Here is a 20,495-nt window from a genome sequence, read left to right as displayed (position 1 = left end):
GTGTGACGTCGTGCGACGGCGCCGCGTTGCGCGCGGCGGTGCGGCGCGGTTCGGTTGCCAGCGACCCGACCCCAGGAGCACCGTCATGTCCCAGGCATCCGCCACCGCCGAGCGCACCCCCGAGGCCAAGCGCCGCCGCGTGCTCGCCGCAGCCCTCGTCGGCACGACGATCGAGTGGTACGACTTCTACCTGTACGCGCAGGCGGCCGCGCTCGTGTTCGGTGCGACGTTCTTCCCGGAGACGACGCCGGCGATCGCGCTCATCGCCTCGTTCGCCACGTACGGCGTCGGCTTCCTCGCGCGTCCGCTCGGCGGCATCATCGCCGGGCATCTCGGCGACCGCATCGGCCGCAAGCAGCTGCTCGTCGGCTCGCTGCTGCTCATGGGCGTCGCGACGCTGCTCATCGGCCTGCTGCCCACGTACGCGCAGATCGGCATCTGGGCCGTCATCGGCCTCGTGGTGCTGCGGCTCGCGCAGGGCCTGTCGGCAGGCGCGGAGTGGGGCGGATCGGCGCTGCTGTCGGTCGAGCACGCCCCGCCTGGCAGGCGCGGCTTCTTCGGCAGCTTCACGCAGATGGGCTCCGCCGGCGGCCTGCTGCTCGCGACGGGCTCGGTCTGGGGCGTGCAGGGCATCCTCGGCACGGAGGCGTTCCAGGAGTGGGCGTGGCGCATCCCGTTCCTCGCGTCTGCGGTGCTCGTCGTCATCGGCCTCGTCATCCGCCTCGGCGTCGAGGACGCGCCGGAGTTCCAGAAGATCAAGCAGGCGGGCGCCGTGCGCCGCCTGCCGGTCGTCGAGGTGCTCAAGCGGCATCCGCGGGGCGTGCTCGTGACGATCGGCCTGCGGCTCGCGCAGCCCGCGTGGTTCTCGATCCTCACCGTGTACTCGCTCACCTACCTCACGAACGCGCGCGGCGACTCGGCCGTGGGCATCCAGTCGCTGCTCATCGTCGGCGCGATCAGCCTCGTCTCGACGCCGTTCTGGGGGTGGTTGAGCGACAAGGTCGGCAGGCGTCGCATCGCGATCGGCGCGTCGATCGGCATCGGCGTCGCGGTGTGGCCGTTCTTCGCGTTCCTCGATCACGGCCCGCTCGTGCTCGTGTGGCTCGTGTTCCTCGTGGGCATGAACGTGCTGCACGATGCGATCTACGGCCCGCAGGCGGCGTGGTTCGCCGAGCAGTTCCCCACCGATCTGCGCTACTCGGGCGTCTCGCTCGGCTACCAGGTGGGGTCGATCTTCTCGAACGGCCTCACGCCGCTGCTCGCGGTCGTCTTCGTGGAGCTCGCAGGCGGCAGCCCGTGGATCCTGTGCGTGTTCATCGGCGTCTACGCGGTGCTCACGACGATCGCGGCGATCTTCGCGAAGGACGGCGGCGCCGACGACGTCGAGCTCGCAGCCTCCGAGGACGTGGAGGCGGAGCTCGAGACGCTCGTGGAGGGCGAGGGCCAGGCGGTGCGCGCCTAGGCGCGACGCCCGCGGGACGCGCCCGTCACGGGGCCCACCAGCCGCCGAGGTACGCCTCGAGGTCGGGCTCGTCGGGCAGGGGAGTCGCCCCCTCGCACGGCTCGCCGAGCGCCCGCCAGCCGGTCGCGCGACCCCACCGGCGATCGCGAGCGGCGGCGCGGCGCGCGGCCACGACGATCCAGGGTCCGAGGTGCACGGATGCGACGTCGTCGTCGCCGATCGTCGCCGCGGCGGCGCGCAGCGTGGCTCGCGCGTCGTCGTCGAGCGCGAGCGGCTGCGCGAGCGCGACGTGCACGCGGTAGCGCTGCGGCACCGCACGCACGACCCGCGGGTCGGAGCCGAGCGCGTCGTGCACGTCGCCGGGCACGACGACGCGGGCCGTGGGGAACGTCTGCAGCACGTGCTCGACGCACACGAGGGCCGCCGCGATCGACGGCGCGGTCGCGAGCTCGACGACGACGTCGGGTGCCTGCGAGAGCAGCGTGGAAGGGGCCGACCCCGGCACGCCGATCGTCTGCATGAGCCGTGCCGTCTCGACGTTCTTGCGCCGTGCGCGCTCGTCGGCGTCGCGCCCCGCCCAGTCGGGCCCGTCGTGCCAGGCGACGGCGCCGGGCACGTGCGCGAGCGCGGCCCCCGCCTGCCATGCGCGGTGCGCCCACTCCCAGTCCTCGCCGCCGTAGGTGCGGAACGACTCGTCGAACCCGCCGACGTCGTCGAGCAGCCACCGCGAGCAGGCGACGACGGCGCCGATGACGAAGCGGTACGAGCGCGCGTCGGCGTGCAGCAGGTCGTCGCTGCGCCGGTAGGCCTCGGCGAGCCACCCGGGCTCGGGCAGCGCGTGCGCGGGGCCGGCGACCTCGACGGACGCCGTCGTCGGCACGCCGTCGAAGGCGGCATGCCTGCGTCGCCCGACGGCGACGACGTCGGGGGCGCTGGCAGGCAGCGCGGCGATGCGCTCCACGTACTCGGGCTCTGGCGCGGTGTCGGCATCGAGGAACACGAGCACGTCGCCCGAGCTGTGCCGCACGCCGAGGTTGCGTGCCGCCGCGAGCCGGAAGCCCTCGTCGGCCTGCCGCACGAGCCGCACCCCGCCAGGCACGACGGGAGGTCGCGGCGAGCCGTCGTCGACGACGACGACCTCGAGCAGGTCGCGTGGGTGGGTCTGCCGCGCGAGCGCCGCGAGCGTGCGATCGAGCTCGCGCTGCTGGTCGAAGTGCGCGACGATCACCGACACGCTCGGCGGCGACGACGGCGGCGGCACCGCGCGCCAGTCGTTGCCGACGAGCGGCACCCCGAACGGCGCCGTCACGACGGCAGCCAGAGCCGGAGGTACGCCGCGGCCACGTCGCCGAGGTCGGGCCGCGTCTGCGCATCCGCCCCGAGCCACGTGCGCGACGGGTCGTGCACGGCGGCGGCGATCGCCTCGGCGAGCCCGGCGTCGTCGACGAGCCAGGTCGTGCCGGGGCGCAGCGCCGCCATCTCGTCGAAGTACGCGTTCCGCGCCACGATGGGGCGACGGCCGGCGGCGATCCACGAGTTCAGCGATCCCGAGGCCGACACGTGCCGGTGGGCGACGACGGGCACGAGCGTCGAGCGCATGCGCTCGACGAGCGCGTCGTCAGGCAGGAACCCCGTGCTGGTCACGGGCACGCCGAGACCGGCCCCAGCGGTCGCGAGCGCCTCGAGGTCGGCCTCGTGCCCGGGCGCGGCGCGGCCGATCGCCACGACCGGCAGCGGCTGCGCGAGCGCGGCGGATGCCGCGATCGCCTCCTCGTGCCCCTTGCCGGGGTAGACGAAGCCCAGGATGCCGATCTCGCGTCGCGTCGTGGTCGCGGAGGCGTCGGCCGCGGTCGACGCCGCGGACGCCTCGACCGCCAGGGGCACGACGTGCACCTCGCCGACGTCGGCGACGCATGCGCGCAGCAGCGTGCGCTCGTGCTCGCTGTTGACGACCACGAGGTGCGCTGCGCGCGCGACGCGACCGTACGCCTCCACGCGCCTGCGCATGCTCGCAGCGCCGTCGGACGCCTGCGGCACGTCGTGCATGGTCACCGAGACGGCGGCACGCTCGGCGAGGCGCTCGATCGTCTCGGCGGCGTCCGCAGGCGACCTGCCCCACAGCCGGTCGGTGAAGTGCACGTGCACGCGCGAGCCGGATGCGACGGCGCCCGGCAGCACGAGCGTCGCGGCGGGATGCGTGGCCGCGATGCGCTCGGCGACCTCGCGGGCGTAGCGGTCGACGCCGTGCTCGGCGTCGCCCAGGTGCGCCAGCAGCGGCACCGCCGTCACAGGCCGAGCCTCGCCATGGTCTCGCCGTGCCGTTCGACGCCGACGCGCACGACGTCGGGGCGCGAGCGGTACCACGCGAGCTGCGCAGCGTGCACGGCGTCGACGTCGACGACCTCGCCGCCCACGATCCAGTGCTCCCGCGGCTCGTCAGGCAGGCCCCACGCCTCGACGACCGCGCGCTCGAGGGGTGCGTGGATGCCGTCGAGCAGCTCGCGTTCGAGCGGCTCGGGTGCGTGCGGCAGGCGCAGGCGCTCCTGCACGCGGCGCGCGAGCTCCTCGAAGACCGGGTTGCCGGGGTGGTTGATCGTGCGCATGTGGCTGGCGCTCGGTGCGACGAGCACGTCGGAGATCGCGACCGAGCCGTCGCGCTCCTCCCGTCGCCGCAGCTCGGCGATCGACGCGGCCGCGACGCCCCGCACCATCGCGGGCGTGAGCGGCGGCAGCGCGCCCTCGGTGCGTCCGGCCGCCACCGAGAGCACGCGCAGGTCGTGGTACGGCACGATGGGCGGCGCGAGGCCTGCATCGCCGGGTGGGCGCACGATCGCCTGCGTCGGATGCAGGCCTGCGAAGCGCACGATGGGCACGACCGCCGTGCTGCGCGCGCCCGACGCGGCGAGCAGCTGCCGCGTGCCGATGGGCAGGCCGTGGTAGTCGTCGCGGATGGGCTGGGCGACGAGCACGGCGACGCGGTCGAGGAGTCGCTGCAGGGCGGGCATGTCGTCGGCGACGAGCTCGTGCACGGCGGGCATGCGCACGAGGCGCACGCCGCACGCCTCCATCGCCACGCGCAGCGACTCGGCCTGGCAGTTGCCGACGATCGCGCCGAGCGGCCCGTCGTCGTCGACGCCGTCGTAGAAGTCGGCGAAGTGGCGTCGACGTGCGGCGTCCGCCGCGTGCTGTCCGGCTGGGTCCATGGTGTCGTCGAGCGTACGTCGTCGCGCTCGACGCCGTGCGATGTCGGTGGTCGGGCGTAGGGTGCGAGCAGGTCGGCCCTCGACGTCCGCCCTTCCCAGCCACGGTGCCCCATCACCGGTGTCTCGCCCCCGCACGACGACCCGCCAGGAGCATCTGCATGCACGAACGACCGCCAGCGCCCATCCGCGTCGCCGCCGTGCCCGCCTCGCATGCCTACGCGCAGGCGATCGCACCCGTCGACGGCTCGGTCGTGCTGCTGCCGGATCCGATCGTCGACCCGAGCCACCCCGAGCGCTGGTGGCCGCCCGCCGTGCTCGATCCCGAGTGGATCCGCGCGCACGCCGCCGACGTCGATCTCGTGCACGTGCACTTCGGCATGGAGTCGCTGCCGCACGGGAGGCTCGCGGCCGCGCTCGACGCGTGCGACGCAGCCGGCATCCCCGTGGTCTTCACCGTCCACGACCTCGAGAACCCCCAGCTGCACGATCAGTCGCGGCACCTGCTCGACCTCGACGAGCTCGTGCCGCGCGCCGCGGCGCTCACGACGCTCACGGCCGCCGCCGCACAGCGCGTGCACGACCGGTGGGGCACGACGCCGATCGTGCTGCCGCATCCGACGCTGCTCGACGCACCGCCTCCTGCACCCACCCCCAGGCTCGGTGCCTTCACGATCGGCGTCCACCTGCGCGACCTGCGCCCCAACGTCGCAGCGGTGCCGACCGTCGAGGCGCTGCTGACGGTGCTGCAGCACCTGCGCGCCATCGGCGTCCCAGCGGCCGGCCGCGTCGCGATGCACGAGCGCACGCGAGACGACGAGGCCGCGGCGGCGGTCGCGCGACTCCTCGCAGACCGCGCCGACTGCACGCTCGTGCAGGCGCCGCGGCCCGACGACGACGCCCTGCTCGCAGAGGTCGACGCCCTCGACGTCTCGTGGCTGCCATACGGGCACGGCACGCACTCGGGCTGGGTCGAGCTGTGCCACGACCGCGGCGTGCCGGTCGTGGGGCCCGGCTGGCTGCCGATGGCGCAGCAGCACCCCGGCGGCTACCACGGGTTCGCCTCGCTCGACGAGGCGGCAGGGGCCGTGGAGGCAGCGATCGCTGGCGGCACGAGGCCGGGCACGCCCGAGCGGATCGCGCTCGTCGCGTCCCGCGAGAGTGCTCGACGCGTCGAGCGCAAGGCCATTCGCCACGCGCACGCGTCGCTGTACCGTTCCCTCGTGCGCGAGATCCAGCCTTGACCCCGACCCGTCGCACGCCATTGCGCGTGCTCGTCGTCGCGGCATCCCGACATCCCATCCGAGAGCCGCATGCAGGCGGGCTCGAGGCGGTCGTCTGGGATCGGGTGCGTGCGCTGCGCGCAGCAGGCCATGACGTGACGCTCGTCGCTGCGCACGGCTCCGACTTCCTCGACGGCACGCCGAGACGTCTGCGCATGCCTGCGGTGTCGTGGGGCCGCAGCCGCCCGTCGGACGAGGCGTACCCAGCCGGATACCTCGAGGCGGTCGACGTCGTGCACGCCCGCCTCGTCGACCACCTCGTCGAGCGCCGCGACGCGTACGACCTCGTCGAGAACCACAGCCTGCATCCCACGCCCGTGCAGCGCTCCCGCGAGCACGGCATCCCCATGGTGACGACGCTGCACACCCCGCCGCTGCCCGAGCTCGTCGCCGCGGCGCGCCACGCGGGCCCGCAGCACCGGTACGTGGCGGTGAGCCGGCACACGGCAGCGCAGTGGGGCGAGCTCGGGGTGGATGCGACGGTCGCGACGAACACGGTCGACCCAGCCGCGTGGCCGCTCGGCCCCGGTGGCGACGAGCTCGTGTGGTTCGGCCGCATCGTGCCCGAGAAGGGGCCGCATCTGGCGATCGACGCCGCTCGCTGGCTCGGGCAGCCGCTGACGGTCGCCGGCCGCATCGGCGACGTCGACTACTTCGAGGCCGAGATCTCGCCTCGCCTCGGCGAGGGCGTGCGGCTCGAGGGGCCCATGCGCAGGGCTGCGCTCGCACGGCTCGTGGGCGGCAGCAGCTGCGCGCTCGTCACGCCCAGGTGGGACGAGCCCTTCGGGCTCGTGCTCGTCGAGGCGCTGCTCACCGGCACGCCGGTCGCGGCGTTCGCGAGAGGTGGCGTCGTCGAGGTGCTCGAGGGCATGCCGGGGGCTCGGCTCGTCGCCCCCGACGACGTGCGTGGGCTGGCGCTCGCCGCCGAGGAGCTGCTGGGCGCGTCTGCCGACGACCGCCTGCGCATCCGCGAGCACGCGATCGCACGGTTCGCGAGCGTCGCGCCCGAGCTCGCGCTGCACGAGCGAGCGCGTCGCGTCGGCCGTCGGTCGGTCGCGTCGAACCTCGCGGCGGCGCCGTGATCGCCTGGTACGTCCACCACCACGGTCTCGGCCATCGCACGCGATTCCTCGCGGTGCGGCCGCATGTCGCGGACGACGTGGTGGTGCTGAGCTCGCTGCCGCCTGCCGATCCGATGCCGGCGCGCACCACCTGGGTGCAGCTGGAGCGCGACGACCTCGACGAGGGCGCAGGGCATCCGTCGACGATGGATGCGACGGCGCAGGGCCTGCTGCACTGGGCGCCCCTCGGCCACGCAGGCCATGCACGACGCATGGCCGCGATCGCCGCGGTGCTGCCGGCGGCAGACGCCGTGGTCGTCGACGTGTCGGTCGAGGTCACGCTGCTGGCGCGACTGCTGGGCAGGCGCGTCGTGCTCGTCGCCCAGCCCGGCGACCGGTCGGATGCGCCGCATGCGCTCGGACGTGCCGCTGCCGACGCCATCGTCGCGCCGTGGGCGCTCGTGGCAGGGGAGGGCGACGACGGCGTCGAGCACGTCGGCGGCATCTCGCGGTTCGAGGGCCGCACGCCCTCCCGCACGCGGCAGGCGTCGACGGTGCTCGCGCTCGGCGGGGGCGACGCAGACGCCGAATGGGAGGCGATGGTCGAGCACGCCGTGGCGCAGACCCCCGGGTGGCGGTGGACGATCGCCGGTCCGGGCAGCTGGCTCGACGATCCGTGGGCGGCGCTGTGCGCCGCCGACGTCGTCGTGACGGCGGCCGGGCAGAACGCGATCGCCGACGTCGCGGCGGCGGGTGCACGCGCGATCGTCGTGCCGAGGCCGAGACCGTTCGACGAGCAGGCGCGCACGGCGCAGTGGCTCGCGGCAGCCGGGCTCGCGGTGGTGCCGGACGGCGACGTGGAGTCATGGCCGAGGCTGCTGGCGCGCGCGAGCGCGACGCATCCCGACTGGAGCCGCTGGCGCGTCGACGGCGCAGCGAGCCGGCTCGCAGCGACCGTCGAGCGCGTCGCGGGAGGTGCGGCATGACGACGGCGGCCATCACCCTCGGCTCGAGTGCACGGGCGACGCACGTGGAGCGTCAGCAGGCGCGGCTGCGCGAACGACACCCCGACGTGCGCCGCATCGTGGTGTGGCTCGACGCGGAGCCGCCTGCGCACGGCGTCGCAGGCACCCACGGCGCCGCGCTCGTGCACGTGCCGCCCGCGCCGGGCGGGCTGCGCCTCGCAGCCGGCCGCAACGCGGGCGCGGAGGAGGCGATCGCTGCAGGCTGCGATCGCCTGATCCTGCTCGATGCCGACTGCGTGCCCGGCGACGCGCTCGTGGAGCGCTACGAGGACGCCATGGTGCGCGCGCCCGGCGCGCTGCTCGCGGGGCCCGTGACCTACCTGCCGGAGGGCGTGACGGTCGAGGCGAGCACCGACCTGTCGGCGCACACGGCACCGCATGCCGCGCGGCCTGCGCCCGCCGCGGGGGTGCTCGTCGAGGCGACGGCCGAGCAGCAGGTGCTGTTCTGGTCGCTGTCGTTCGCGGCCACGGCGGCGACGTGGCGGCGCATCGGCGGCTTCGACGAGGGCTACGTCGGCTACGGCGGCGAGGACACCGACTTCGCGCTGCGGGCGCGGGAGGCGGGCGTGCCGCTCGTGTGGGTCGGCGGTGCCGACGCCTACCACCAGCATCATCCGACGTCGTCGCCGCCGTGGCAGCACCTCGACGACATCCTCGCCAACGGTCGCCGGTTCGCGGACCGCTGGGGGACGTGGCCCATGGAGGGGTGGCTCGCGGCCTTCGAGGAGGCTGGCGCGATCGAGCGCACGAGCGACGGGTGGCAGCGGGTCGCCTCCGCGTCGCCGGGCATCCTGCCAGGCGGGCGCTCCTAGACTCGAGCGCATGACCGAAGCCCGCTCCGGCATCGACATCGCCGAGCTCAGCCCAGAGATCCGCCCGCAGGACGATCTGTTCCAGCACGTGCACGCGAAGTGGCTCGCGCGCACCGAGATCCCCGCCGACAAGGCGAGATGGGGGTCGTTCGCGATCCTCGCCGAGGAGGCCGAGCGGGCGGTCCGCACGATCATCGAGGAGTCGACGGACGCGGAGCCGGGTACCGAGCAGCGCAAGGTCGGCGACCTGTTCGCGTCGTTCATGGACGTCGAGACGATCGACGCCCGCGGCATCGACCCCATCCGCCACCTCCTCGCCCAGGCGGATGCCGTGACGAGCGTCGACGACCTGCTGCGCACGCTCGCCGAGATGGAGCGCATCGGCGGCCCCGGCCTCTTCGGCCAGTACGTCGACAACGACCCCGGCGACCCCGAGCGGTACGTCGTGAACGTCGTGCAGGCAGGCATCGGCTTGCCCGACGAGTCGTACTACCGCGAGGAGTCGCACGCCGAGACGCGCGCGAAGTACGTCGAGCACCTCGAGCGGATGCTGCGCCACGCCGAGCGGCCGGACGCCGCGGCGGAGGCCGCCTCGGTGCTCGCGCTCGAGACCGACGTCGCCGCCCACCACTGGGACCGCGTCGCATCGCGAGACAGCGTGCGTACCTACAACCTGCAGCCGTTCGCGCAGACGTACGCGTGGCTCGCGCCCTGGTTCGCGGCCGTCGAGGCGCCAGCCGGCGTCTACGACGAGGTCGTCGTGCACCAGCCGTCGTACCTCGAGGGCGTCGCGACGCTGCTGACGCCCGAGCGGCTCGACGCGTGGCGCTCGTGGCTGCGCGCATCGATCGTGCGCTCGTGGGCGCCGTACCTCACCACTCGCATCTCGGCCGACGCGTTCGCCTTCTACGGCACCGCCCTCACGGGTGCGCTCGAGCAGCGGGCCAGGTGGAAGCGCGGGGTCGCGCTCGTCGAGGGCGCCCTCGGCGACGCCGTCGGCAAGGTGTACGTCGAGCGGCACTTCCCGCCGCACGCGCGCGCTGCGATGGACGACCTCATCGCGAACCTCGTGGCCGCGTACCGCGCATCCATCGAGACGCTCGAGTGGATGAGTCCCGCGACGCGCCAGGCGGCGCTCGAGAAGCTCGAGCTGTTCACGCCGAAGATCGGCTTCCCCGTGCGCTGGCGCTCGTACGACGCGCTCGAGATCGGCGACGACCTCGTCGCGAACGTGCAGGCGGCCGCGGCCTTCGAGCACGACCGCGAGCTCGGCAAGATCGGCAAGCCCCTCGACCGCGACGAGTGGTTCATGGGGCCGCAGACGGTCAACGCGTACTACAACCCCGGGTTCAACGAGATCGTCTTCCCCGCCGCGATCCTGCAGCCGCCGTTCTTCGACGCCACCGCCGACCCCGCCGCGGCGTACGGCGCGATCGGCGCCGTCATCGGCCACGAGATCGGCCACGGGTTCGACGACCAGGGCTCCCGCTACGACGGCGAGGGGCGCCTGCGCGACTGGTGGACCGAGGACGACCGTGCTCGCTTCGAGGAGCGCACGAGCGTCCTCATCGCCCAGTACGACGCGCTCTCGCCTGCCGCCGCGCCCGACCACAGCGTCAACGGCGCGCTCACGATCGGCGAGAACATCGGCGACCTCGGCGGGCTCGGCATCGCGTGGAAGGCGTACGAGTTCTTCCTCGACGGCGCCGAGGCTCCCGTCATCGACGGGCTCACCGGCGCGCAGCGGTTCTTCCTGTCGTGGGCGCAGGCGTGGCAGCTGAAGATCCGAGCCGAGGAGGCCATCCGCCTCGTGTCGATCGACCCGCACTCGCCCAACGAGCACCGCACGAACCAGATCGTGCGCAACATGGACGCGTTCTACGACGCGTTCGACGTGCGCGAGGGCGACGCGCTGTGGCTGTCGCCGGAGGCGCGCGTCACGATCTGGTGAGCGTGGAGGACGGCCGCGGCCGCGCGTCGATAGCACGGCGCGCAGCGGGTGTCGACCGCCCAGGCGTCACACGGCCGCTCCTCGCTAGGGTTGGTCCGTCGGGGGATGCACCAACGCCCCCGGTTCGGTGACGACGGGAGACGACATGCGCGGCAAGATCCTCTTCGTGGCGGGAATCGGCGTGGGCTACGTGCTGGGCGCCAAGGCCGGCAGGCAGCGGTACGAGCAGATCGCCGCGACCGCGGACAAGCTGTGGAACTCGAAGGCGGTGACGAAGCCGCGCGCCGAGGTGCAGCAGTTCGTCGAGACGCAGACGCCGAAGGTCGTCGACGCCGCCACCGACGCGGCGACGAAGGCGATCCGCAAGGCCACGCGTCGCCCGAAGGAGTCCTGATGGCAGAGCGCCGGTCGCTCCCCGAGCTCCTCGCGGAGGTCCCGACGCTCGTCGTCAACCTGTTCCGCGCCGAGCTCGAGAACCTCCAGTCCGAGGTCAAGGGCAAGGTCGCGAAGCTCGGCGTCGGCGGCGCGCTCCTCGCAGTCGCGGGCGTCATGGCCGTGTTCATGCTCGGCTGGATCCTCGCGGCCGTGAACGGCCTGTGGCAACTGCTGTTCGCCGAGTGGGCGGCCGCGCTGCTCACGGCGGCGTGCCTGCTCGTCATCATTGGCATCCTCGTGCTCGTCGGCATCCCGCTGCTCAAGCGCGGTGCGGCCTTCAAGGAGATGGAGTCGCTCGACTCGATCAAGGACGACGTGAACATGGTGCGCGGCCTCGGCCACGCCGCCGACGGCACGTCGCCGCTCGACGACCTCCCCACCACGACCCGCACGGACGGAGCCCCGCGATGACCGATCAGCCAGACGTCGACCGGCAGCGCGACGAGCTGCGTCGTGCCCTCGAGGAGATCGAGGACCGCGTCAACCCCGCGAAGGTCGCCGATCGCACGCGGCAGCGCTTCGACGAGGACCCCACGCCCTTCCTCGCGGCTGCGGGCGGCGTGGTGCTCGCGATCGCGGGCGTCGTCACGTTCCTCATCCTCCGCCGCCGCTAGGCGCTGCTCGACCCGCAACCTGCATTCGCGTCTCGCAGGCGATCGCGGGGGTGCGAGGGAAGATACCCCTCGGACCCCCGCGATCGCCTGCGAGACGCGAATCGGCAGGAGTGCGGAGGAGGCGCGGCGCCGCAGCGCTCAGTCGCCGGAGCCCGGCAGGTGCACCGAGAGGGTGAACTCCTTCGCCGGCTGCGCAGAGGCGTCGGCGCGCTCGCCCTCGAGGCCGAGCGTGCGGTAGAAGTCGATCGCGACGTCGCTCGCCTGCCACTGCAGCATGCCGATGCGCGTCTCTCGCTGCGCCCAGTCGCGCACGGCGTCGAACAGCGCGGTGCCCACGCCGCGCCCGCGCACGGTCGGTGCGACCCACAGATCGTGCATGCGCGCGATCGATCGGTCCTGGTGCAGCGCAGGGCCGTAGTCCTGCGCTGCCGCATAGCCTGCGACCTCGCCGTCGACGACGGCGACGAGCACGTGGTGCGTGGGGTTCTCGAGGTTCCACGCCAGTCGCTCGCGATACCGCACGACCTTCTCGTCTGGGGCGTCGTCCGACCCCCAGCGCTGCAGCAGCGGCTCGAGCTGCGCGAGGTCGACGCTCGACGCGAGACGGACCTCGACTGCTGCCATGGGGACAGGATACGCAGCGCATGCTGCGAACGGGTCGGTAGGGAGGCTAGGCGCCGGCGACGGGCTCGACGAGGTAGCGCAGCAGCACGGCACCCTCCGAGAACGCCTGGGTCTCGGCGAGCGCGAGGCGCAGCTCGACGCCGTCCGGCACGAGCCGGCGGCCAGCGCCGAGCGCGACGGGAAGCTGGATGAGCCGCAGCTCGTCGACGAGCCCCAGGCGCAGCAGGTCGTGCACGAGCGCGATGCTGCCGGTCACCACGATGTCGCGACCCTCGCGATCCTTGAGCGCCAGGATCTCGTCGGCGAGCGCATCCCCACCGCGCAGCACCGTCGTGCCCTCCCAGCCCGGATCCTCGAGCGTGCGCGACACGACGTGCTTCTCGACCCGCTGCAGGTGCTCGGTCACGCCGGTCTCGTCGTCGATGCGCTGCGGCCAGAACCCGCGCATCTCCTCGAACGTCACGCGACCGACGAGGAACCCGTCGGATGCCGCCGCGTGCTCGCGCGTCATCGCGGCGAGCTCGCGACCCTGCGCGGTGTCGGCCGTGGGGTCGAACCACCCGCCCTCGCCGTCGATCACGCCGTCGACCGTGATGTGCTGCGTCACGACCAGTCGTCGCATGGTGACCCCTCTCGTCGAATCCGACCCTCGCGTGCATCCCGCGCAGCGGCCAGGGGCTTGCGGCGCACGGGTGACGCCGTCGTCGGGCGTCGACAGCGTGCGGCCTGCTCGCGGCCCGCGACGCTGTGGACACCCGGCACGCGGTGGCGACGCCCAGGGCACGCTCGACAGGATGGGGCCATGCACATGCTCCTGCGGTTCCTGCTCGCCATGCTCGTCCGCGGCAACCGCGCCCCGCGGCTCGCGATCGACGACGTCAGCCGCATCGACCACCGCGTGCAGCTCGTCGACATCGACCTGCTCGGCCACATGAACAACGGCCGCTACCTGTCGTTCATGGATCTCGGCCGCATCGACCTCACGAAGCGCACCGGCATCGCCGCACGCCTCGGCGCGGCGGGCATCCACGCCGTCGTCGGACAGCAGTCGATCGCATACCGCAGGTCGATCGGATTCCTGCAGCGCTTCACGCTCGAGTCGCGCCTCGTGGGTGCCGACGACCGCAGCTGCTTCATCGAGCAGCGCTTCGTGTCGGAGGGGCAGGTGATGGCGCAGGCCATCGTGCGCGGCCGCTTCGTGCAGCGCGGCGTGGGCGCCGTGCGGATGTCGGTCGTGAGCGAGGTGTGCGGGTACGACTTCGAGGCGAACCACCCCGTGCCGGACGCCATCCGGACGTGGGCCGAGTTCTCGGCGCTGCCGGGCGCGAAGGCCGATCACCCGAGCGTCTGGGTCTGAGCAGGCGGGCTCCCTTCGAGGCTCGCTGCGCTCGCACCTCACGGAGCGGGTGGTGGCCGCCGCGGCGGGCACGGGGCCGTCAGGGACGCAGCAGCTCGAGCGCCGCGTGCGCGGCGTTGTGGCCGCCGACGCCCGACACCGCGCCACCGCGGCGTGCACCCGCGCCGGCCATGAGGATGCGCTCGTGGCGCGTCTCGACGCCCCACGCCTCGGCGACCGAGCCTGGCGTCTCGTCGAGCCACGGCCATGCCAGCGCGCCGTGGAAGATGTCGCCGCCCGGCATCGCCAGCGCGTCCTCCAGATCACGCGTCGTCTTCGTCTCGATGCACGGCCTGCCGTGCGCGTCGAGCAGCAGCAGCGGCGCGATCGGCTCGTCGAGCACCGAGTCGAGCGAGCGCAGCACGGCGTCCTGCAGCACCTGCCGCATGCCGTCGCGGTCGGCGCCGTCGAGCAGCCGGTCAGGCGTCTGCAGCCCGAACGCCGTGAGCGTGTGCGCGCCGGATGCGGCCAGCTCGGCGCCCAGGATCGACGGGTCGGAGAGGCTGTGGCAGTACAGCTCGCACGGCAGCGGATCGGGCACGACGCCGGCAGCGGCCGCGTGATGCGCGTCGCCGAGCTGCGTCCACGACTCGTGCACGTGGAACGTGCCACCGAACGCCGCCTCCGCGGCGATGCCGCCGCGCAGCCTCGGCAGCCGCGACAGCACCATGTTGACCTTCACCTGCGCGCCCTCGGGATGCGCGGCGTCCTCGCCGAGCAGGCGTGCGAGCACCTCGGGCGCGACGCCCGACAGCACGAGGTCGAACCCGTCGCGGTGCTCGGCGTCGCCCTCGACCCACTCGACGTCGCCGTCCGGCGTCACGGCCGTGACGGTCGCAGCGGTGCGGATGCGCGCGCCGGCTGCTCGTGCGGCATCCGCGAGGCCACCGGAGACACGCCCCATGCCGCCGATCGGCACGTCCCAGTCGCCCGTGCCGCCACCGATGACGTGGTAGAGCATGCAGCGGTTGCCCGCGAGGCTCGTGCGCAGGGAGTCGAAGGTGCCGATGAGCGCATCGGTCGCGACGACGCCGCGCACGACGTCGTGCGCGACCGCGGCCTCGATGGCCTGCGCGATCGGCGCCTCCACGAGCTCCGCCCAGGCCGACTCGGAGCCTGCGCGAGCCTGCACGTCGGCGCGCAGCGGCAGTCGCTCGGTCATCGTCGGGAAGACCGCCTGCGCGAGCAGCGCGGTGCGGCGGTACAGGGCGGCGAAGCGGTCGGCGTCGCCAGCCGCGCCGATCGCCGCGAACGACGCGCGCGTCGCCTGCGCGTCGCGCTCGTCGACGAGCAGGCCCGCGTCGGTGCCTGGCACGGGCGTGTACGACGAGTACCTGCGGCGAGCGAGCGGCACGCGCATGCCGAGGTCGTCGAGGATGCGCTGCGGCAGCAGGCTCACGAGGTACGAGTAGCGCGAGAGTCGAGCGTCGACGCCGTCGAACGCCTGCGCCGACACGGCGGCGCCGCCGACCTGCTCGAGCCGTTCGAGCACCGTCACGTCGACGCCGGCGCGCGCGAGGTACGCGGCGGCCGCGAGGGCGTTGTGCCCGCCGCCGACGACGGCGACGCGGGCCGTGCGGGGAGCGTGCGCGGTCACAGGGCGACCGTAGCGCGGTGCGCGTGCGCTGCGTCCGCATCCCGTGCCCGCATCCGCGTGCACCGCGAGCGACCGGCGTGCCCGGCACGCCGCTCGCAGGCGGAGGAGGGCAGGGCTGCGCTGCGTACGATGGGCGCATGACGGATGCCCCGCGCGGCGACTCACCCGACTTCGACGAGATCCTTCGGGCGGGCGCGGCCGATGCGGACGCGTTCGCAGCCGAGGCCGAGGCCCAGCCGGTCGACGGTGCGGGGCGCGACGACGACTCGCAGCGATCGTCGGTCGCCGCGAACGACACGGGCGGCATCGAGGACCTCGACGAGCTGTTCGGCGACGACCTCGAGGTGCTCGACGAGCAGCACGCACCGCGCACCGGCGAGGTGCCCGTCGCCGATGTCTCCGCGCCCGCCACGCCGACGGACGCGTCGCCGATGCCCGTCGTCCCGCCGGCCACACCGCCCGTCCTCACCGGCGAGGCGCCACGCGCCGCCGTGGCGGAGGAGCCCTTCTGGCTCGACGACGACGAGCCGGCCGACCCGCCCACGCGCGTGCTGCCCGTGCAGGGTGCGCAGCCTCCCAGCGAGGTCTGGGACCCCATCGCATCCACGCCGGAGCCCGTGACCGCATCCCACGAGCCGGAGGATGCAGCGGCACCGGGCGCAGACAGCGATCCGTGGACGGTCGCGGGGGAGGCGGCGCGCGCCGACGTCGTCGCCGAGCCCGGCGAGCGCGACTGGCAGGTCGTCGAGCCCGTCGAGACCGCGGAGCCGCTCGCTGCGGCGCCCGCCGACGTCGGCACCGAGCGCGTCGGCTGGAAGCTGTCCGACGACGAGCCGGCGCTCGCCGACGAGCCCGTCGCCGCCGACGAGCCCGTCGCCGCCGACGAGCCCCGGTCGGACGACGAGCCCGCCACCGACGACGCGCCGATCGTCGACGACGGCGCACCCGTCGCCGAGCCGCGCGGATGGATGCTGTCGGCCTCCGCCCACGCCCACGGCTCCGCACCCGGCTGGGATGCGATCGCCCGCACGGCGCAGGTCGAGCCGCTCGAGGTCGACCCCGTGCTGCAGGTCGAGCCCGGCAACGGGTTCCAGTCCGTCGAGCCAGCGTCCGCAGCGGGCCCAGGCGCCGACGAGCAGCCCCCGAGCGATGGTGCCACCGACCTCTCGCACCAGCGGCCGACGCCCGACGACGCTGCGGCGTCCGTCGGATCCGTGCATCCGGTCGCGACCGACCCCCACCTGCTCGCTGCGCAGTGGAGCGGCGTGCACGACGCGGGCATGCAGCAGCCGCTGCCGACGAGCACCGCACCCGTGCCGCCGCTGGCGGCCACAGGGCCCGTGCCCCCGCTGGGCGCGACCGGCCCCGTGCCGTCGACGCCCCAGCCCGGCCCGCATCCGCAGGCGCCCGCCGACCCGGCAGCGGCCGCGCGCGCCGCGATCCTGCAGCCCACCGAGCCCGACACCGACGACGAGGTCGCGCAGGCGGCCATCCACCGCGTCCGCGGCTGGCTCGCGCGCGAGGGCCAGCAGCCCAGGCGTCGCGACCGGTCGGCGGAGCGGCTCGCTGGGCTGCTCGCCGACGAGCGCGGCCTCGACTTCGCCATCGGCTTCGTCGACCGCGTCGTGCGTCCGGAGGACGCCGCCGTCTCGGCCCGCGCGTTCGACAGGCTCAGCCGCGAGCTGCCCGACTTCCTCGACTGGTACCTCAAGCTCGGCGTCACGATGGGCGGCGGCTTCGGCGTGCTCGCCCCCGGCGCTATCATCCCCATCGCGAAGCGCGCGATGCGCTCCCTCGTGTCGCACCTCGTGCTCGACGCGACGCCGGAGCGGCTCACGAAGTCGTTCGCGCGCCTGCGTGCGGACGGCACGCGGCTCAACGTCAACCTGCTGGGCGAGGCCGTGCTGGGCGAGCAGGAGGCCGAGCACCGCCTGCGCGGCACCCTCGAGCTGCTGCAGCGCGACGACGTCGACTACGTGTCGATCAAGGTCTCGAGCATGGCGCCGCAGCTGCAGCTGTGGTCGTTCGACGAGACGGTCTCGGCCGTCGTCGAGCGCCTGCTGCCGCTGTACCGCACGGCGGCGACGCAGCAGGGTCCGGGCGGGCTGGCGCCGACGTTCATCAACCTCGACATGGAGGAGTACCGCGACCTCGACCTGACGATCGCGGTGTTCCAGCGCATCCTCGACCGGCCCGAGCTGCGCGGTCTGCACGCCGGGATCGTGCTGCAGGCGTACCTGCCGGACGCATGCTCCGCGCTCGACAGGCTCACGGCCTGGGCGCAGGCGCGCGTCGACGCGGGTGGCGCCCCCATCAAGGTGCGCGTCGTCAAGGGCGCGAACCTCGCGATGGAGCGCGTCGACGCCGCCGTGCACGGCTGGCCGCTCGCGGTGCTGCCGTCGAAGGCCGACACCGACGCGAACTACAAGCGCGTGCTCGTCGCCGCGCTCACGCCGGAGCGCACGCGCGCCGTGCGCATCGGCGTGGCGGGCCACAACCTCTTCGACCTCGCCTTCGCGGTCGAGATCGCCCAGCGCACCGGCACGATCCGCGCCATCGACGTCGAGATGCTGCTGGGCATGGCTGCCGAGCACATCGACGCCATCCGCGCCGACGTGCCCGAGGTGCTGCTGTACACGCCCGTCGTGCGGCCGAAGGAGTTCGACGCCGCCGTCGCGTACCTCGTGCGCAGGCTCGAGGAGAACGGCTCCGGCGAGAACTTCATGTCGGGCATGTTCGAGCTCGGCACCGACCTCGACGTCTTCCTGCGCGAGCGCGACCGGTTCCTCGCATCCATCGCGCTGCTGCACGAGCAGGGGTTCGCGCCGCCGAGCCCGAACCGCATCCAGGATCGCTCCGGCGACCTCGCCGTCGCAGTCGGTCCCGTGCAGGACGCCGGGTTCGAGAACGAGCCGGACACCGACGCGTCGCTCGCGGCCAACCGTGCGTGGGGCAGGCGGATCCTCGAGCGCGCGGCGTCGTCGACGCTCGGCACCCGCACGCTCGAGCTCAACCGCATCGAGGACGTCCCCACCCTCGAGCGCCGCATCGGCAAGGCCGTGGAGGCTGCGGCCGAGTGGGCCGCACGCGGCGCCGACGCCCGCGCCCGCATCCTGCGCGACGCCGCCGTCACGCTCGGCGCCTACCGCGGCCGGCTGCTCGAGATCATGGCCGCCGAGACGGGCAAGACCCTCGCGGAGGGCGACCCGGAGGTGTCGGAGGCGATCGACTTCGCTCGCTTCTACGCCGATCAGGCCGTGCGGCTCGAGGATCTCGAGGACGCGAGGCCCGTGCCCGTCGCCCTCACGGTCGTCACGCCGCCGTGGAACTTCCCGGTCGCGATCCCCGCAGGCGGCATCACCGCCGCGCTCGCGACCGGCTCGGCCGTGATCGTGAAGCCCGCACCGCAGGCGCGGCGCACGGCGGCCGTGCTGCTGGAGGCGCTGTGGGAGGCGGGCGTGCCGCGCGACGTGCTCGTGCTGTGCGACATGGAGGAGGGCGAGGTGTCGAAGCACCTCATCGCCCACCCGTCCGTCGGACGGGTCATCCTCACCGGCTCGTCCGAGACTGCCGCGCTGTTCTCGTCGTGGCGCGCCGACCTGCCGCTGCTGGCAGAGACGAGCGGCAAGAACGGCATCGTCGTCACGCCCTCCGCCGACCTCGACCTCGCGGTCTCCGACCTCGTGCGCAGCGCGTTCGGGCACGCCGGGCAGAAGTGCTCGGCCGCGTCGCTCGGCATCCTCGTCGGCTCCGTCGCCACCTCCGAGCGCTTCCGTCGCCAGCTCGTCGACGCGGTGCAGACGCTGCGCGTGGGCACGCCGCTCGACCCGCGCACGCATGTGGGCCCCATCATCGAGCCCGCATCGGGCCGGCTGCTCGAGGCGCTCACGACGCTCGGCGAGGGGGAGTCGTGGCTCGTCGAGCCGCGCCAGCTCGACGCCGAGGGCCGCGTGTGGAGCCCAGGCGTGCGGGTGGGCGTGCAGCCGGGCTCGTTCACGCACCGCACCGAGTTCTTCGGCCCGCACCTGTCGCTCATCGCCGTGCGCACCCTCGACGAGGCGATCGCCGTGCAGAACGGCACCGACTACGGCCTCACCGCAGGCATCCACTCGCTCGACGTCGACGAGGTGCACGAGTGGATGCAGCGGGTGCAGGCCGGCAACCTGTACGTGAACCGTGGCATCACGGGCGCGATCGTGCGCAGGCAGCCGTTCGGCGGCTGGCGGCTGTCGCAGGTGGGCCCGGGCGCGAAGGCGGGCGGGCCGAACTACCTGGCGACGCTCGTCGACTGGGAGCCGGTGTTCCAGCCTCCCCGCAAGAACGTGAAGCTCGCGGGCCTGCACCAGCGGGTGTCGAACCTCATCGAGTCGGCGACGCCGCAGCTCGACTTCCTCGAGTTCGATCGCATCCGCGCCGGCGCCAACAGCGACCAGCGGGCGTGGGAGGCCGAGCTCGGTCGGTCGCTCGACGTGTCGGCGCTCGAGGTCGAGCGCAACGTGCTGCGCTACCGGCCGACGCAGACGCTCGTGCGACTCTCCGACGACGGCACGATGGGGCAGCTCGTGCGCGTGCTCGCCGCCGCCGCCAGGGCTCGCGCGACCGTGCGCATCTCGTCGGCGCACGCCCTACCGCCCGCGCTGGAGCGGCTCGTGCGCGCACACGGACCCGTGCTGCGGGTCGAGGAGATCGTCGTCGAGTCCGACGCGGCCTTCCACGAGCGGCTGCGCTCCGGCGCGGCCGTCGCACCCGTCGACCCTCCCGCGCTCGACGAGCGCGGGCACGAGGCGCACGATGGGCTCGTGCGCTCCGGCGAGCCGACGAGACGCATCCGCCTGTGCGGCTCCGATGCGGGGCTGCGGCCCCTGCTGGCCGGCAACCCGACGATCGCCGTCTACGACGCGCCCATCACGGTCGAGGGGCGCCTCGAGCTCATGCCGTTCCTGCGCGAGCAGGCCGTGTCGATCACGGCGCACCGCTTCGGCAACCCAGACCGGGAGCTCGCGACGCTCGAGGTGTGACGGGCGACCGCGTCGCC

Annotated in this window: 17 protein-coding genes; 11 read left to right on the top strand and 6 right to left on the bottom strand. The window is 73.9% G+C overall.

The genetic code is table 11. The annotated features are described in order from the left end of the window. Positions 1 to 85 precede the first annotated feature (85 nt). On the top strand, positions 86 to 1,462 hold the full coding sequence (locus tag ACZ6H8_RS05070) for an MFS transporter (RefSeq protein ID WP_464145111.1): 1,377 nt from the start codon (positions 86 to 88) through the stop codon (positions 1,460 to 1,462). A 25-nt stretch (positions 1,463 to 1,487) separates the two neighbouring features. Here ACZ6H8_RS05070 and ACZ6H8_RS05065 read toward each other — a convergent pair whose 3' ends face one another. From ACZ6H8_RS05065 to ACZ6H8_RS05055, 3 genes are read right to left on the bottom strand one after another with little or no spacing between them, the layout of a single operon-like run. After that, the gene (locus tag ACZ6H8_RS05065) at positions 1,488 to 2,771 is read right to left on the bottom strand and encodes a glycosyltransferase family 2 protein (RefSeq protein WP_464145108.1); all 1,284 of its coding nucleotides are present in this window, start codon (positions 2,769 to 2,771) and stop codon (positions 1,488 to 1,490) included. Next, complete coding sequence (locus tag ACZ6H8_RS05060; protein WP_464145106.1) at positions 2,768 to 3,751, bottom strand: glycosyltransferase family protein; 984 nt, start codon at positions 3,749 to 3,751, stop codon at positions 2,768 to 2,770. Before ACZ6H8_RS05060 ends, ACZ6H8_RS05065 begins: the two co-directional genes overlap by 4 nt. Further along, the gene (locus ACZ6H8_RS05055; protein ID WP_464145104.1) at positions 3,748 to 4,665 is read right to left on the bottom strand and encodes a WcbI family polysaccharide biosynthesis putative acetyltransferase; all 918 of its coding nucleotides are present in this window, start codon (positions 4,663 to 4,665) and stop codon (positions 3,748 to 3,750) included. Before ACZ6H8_RS05055 ends, ACZ6H8_RS05060 begins: the two co-directional genes overlap by 4 nt. A 158-nt stretch (positions 4,666 to 4,823) precedes the next feature. Here ACZ6H8_RS05055 and ACZ6H8_RS05050 point away from each other — a divergent pair, with 158 nt between their 5' ends. The 8 genes from ACZ6H8_RS05050 (at position 4,824) to ACZ6H8_RS05015 (ending at position 11,843) form a co-directional block, all read left to right on the top strand. Beyond that, positions 4,824 to 5,906 carry a glycosyltransferase gene (locus ACZ6H8_RS05050; RefSeq protein ID WP_464145102.1) on the top strand — a complete coding sequence of 361 codons (1,083 nt, stop codon included), beginning with the start codon at positions 4,824 to 4,826 and terminating at the stop codon, positions 5,904 to 5,906. After that, positions 5,903 to 7,027 (top strand): glycosyltransferase, encoded by a 1,125-nt coding sequence (locus ACZ6H8_RS05045; protein ID WP_464145100.1) that lies wholly within the window; start codon positions 5,903 to 5,905, stop codon positions 7,025 to 7,027. The genes ACZ6H8_RS05050 and ACZ6H8_RS05045 overlap by 4 nt, the downstream gene beginning before the upstream one ends. Further along, positions 7,024 to 7,992, top strand: coding sequence for a glycosyltransferase (locus ACZ6H8_RS05040; RefSeq protein ID WP_464145097.1), 969 nt, complete (start codon positions 7,024 to 7,026; stop codon positions 7,990 to 7,992). The genes ACZ6H8_RS05045 and ACZ6H8_RS05040 overlap by 4 nt, the downstream gene beginning before the upstream one ends. Then, the gene (locus tag ACZ6H8_RS05035; protein WP_464145095.1) at positions 7,989 to 8,843 is read left to right on the top strand and encodes a glycosyltransferase family 2 protein; all 855 of its coding nucleotides are present in this window, start codon (positions 7,989 to 7,991) and stop codon (positions 8,841 to 8,843) included. The genes ACZ6H8_RS05040 and ACZ6H8_RS05035 overlap by 4 nt, the downstream gene beginning before the upstream one ends. A gap of 10 nt (positions 8,844 to 8,853) precedes the next feature. After that, the gene (locus tag ACZ6H8_RS05030; RefSeq protein ID WP_464145092.1) at positions 8,854 to 10,794 is read left to right on the top strand and encodes a M13 family metallopeptidase; all 1,941 of its coding nucleotides are present in this window, start codon (positions 8,854 to 8,856) and stop codon (positions 10,792 to 10,794) included. A 145-nt stretch (positions 10,795 to 10,939) separates the two neighbouring features. Continuing rightward, positions 10,940 to 11,188, top strand: coding sequence for a hypothetical protein (locus tag ACZ6H8_RS05025; protein ID WP_464145089.1), 249 nt, complete (start codon positions 10,940 to 10,942; stop codon positions 11,186 to 11,188). After that, positions 11,188 to 11,640: a phage holin family protein gene (locus tag ACZ6H8_RS05020; RefSeq protein ID WP_464145087.1), complete on the top strand. Its 453-nt coding sequence runs from the start codon at positions 11,188 to 11,190 to the stop codon at positions 11,638 to 11,640. The genes ACZ6H8_RS05025 and ACZ6H8_RS05020 overlap by 1 nt, the downstream gene beginning before the upstream one ends. Next, positions 11,637 to 11,843 (top strand): DUF3618 domain-containing protein, encoded by a 207-nt coding sequence (locus ACZ6H8_RS05015; protein ID WP_464145084.1) that lies wholly within the window; start codon positions 11,637 to 11,639, stop codon positions 11,841 to 11,843. The genes ACZ6H8_RS05020 and ACZ6H8_RS05015 overlap by 4 nt, the downstream gene beginning before the upstream one ends. A 138-nt stretch (positions 11,844 to 11,981) precedes the next feature. Here ACZ6H8_RS05015 and ACZ6H8_RS05010 read toward each other — a convergent pair whose 3' ends face one another. Both ACZ6H8_RS05010 and ACZ6H8_RS05005 read right to left on the bottom strand, forming a co-directional pair. Next, positions 11,982 to 12,467, bottom strand: a complete 486-nt coding sequence (locus ACZ6H8_RS05010) for a GNAT family N-acetyltransferase (protein WP_464145082.1) — start codon at positions 12,465 to 12,467, stop codon at positions 11,982 to 11,984. Positions 12,468 to 12,513: 46 nt separating this feature from the next. Further along, positions 12,514 to 13,089 carry a dihydrofolate reductase family protein gene (locus tag ACZ6H8_RS05005; RefSeq protein ID WP_464145078.1) on the bottom strand — a complete coding sequence of 192 codons (576 nt, stop codon included), beginning with the start codon at positions 13,087 to 13,089 and terminating at the stop codon, positions 12,514 to 12,516. A 180-nt stretch (positions 13,090 to 13,269) separates the two neighbouring features. On the opposite strand from ACZ6H8_RS05005, the gene ACZ6H8_RS05000 reads away from it, so the two are divergent. Beyond that, complete coding sequence (locus ACZ6H8_RS05000; RefSeq protein WP_464145074.1) at positions 13,270 to 13,824, top strand: thioesterase family protein; 555 nt, start codon at positions 13,270 to 13,272, stop codon at positions 13,822 to 13,824. A gap of 79 nt (positions 13,825 to 13,903) precedes the next feature. Here ACZ6H8_RS05000 and ACZ6H8_RS04995 read toward each other — a convergent pair whose 3' ends face one another. Further along, positions 13,904 to 15,460, bottom strand: coding sequence for a phytoene desaturase family protein (locus tag ACZ6H8_RS04995; RefSeq protein WP_464145072.1), 1,557 nt, complete (start codon positions 15,458 to 15,460; stop codon positions 13,904 to 13,906). 137 nt (positions 15,461 to 15,597) lie between these two features. On the opposite strand from ACZ6H8_RS04995, the gene ACZ6H8_RS04990 reads away from it, so the two are divergent. Further along, positions 15,598 to 20,478 carry a proline dehydrogenase family protein gene (locus ACZ6H8_RS04990; protein ID WP_464145070.1) on the top strand — a complete coding sequence of 1,627 codons (4,881 nt, stop codon included), beginning with the start codon at positions 15,598 to 15,600 and terminating at the stop codon, positions 20,476 to 20,478. Positions 20,479 to 20,495 lie beyond the last annotated feature (17 nt).

The organism is Agrococcus sp. AC640b, assembly GCF_979255995.1.
This window is presented reverse-complemented; position numbering and strand designations above follow the sequence as displayed.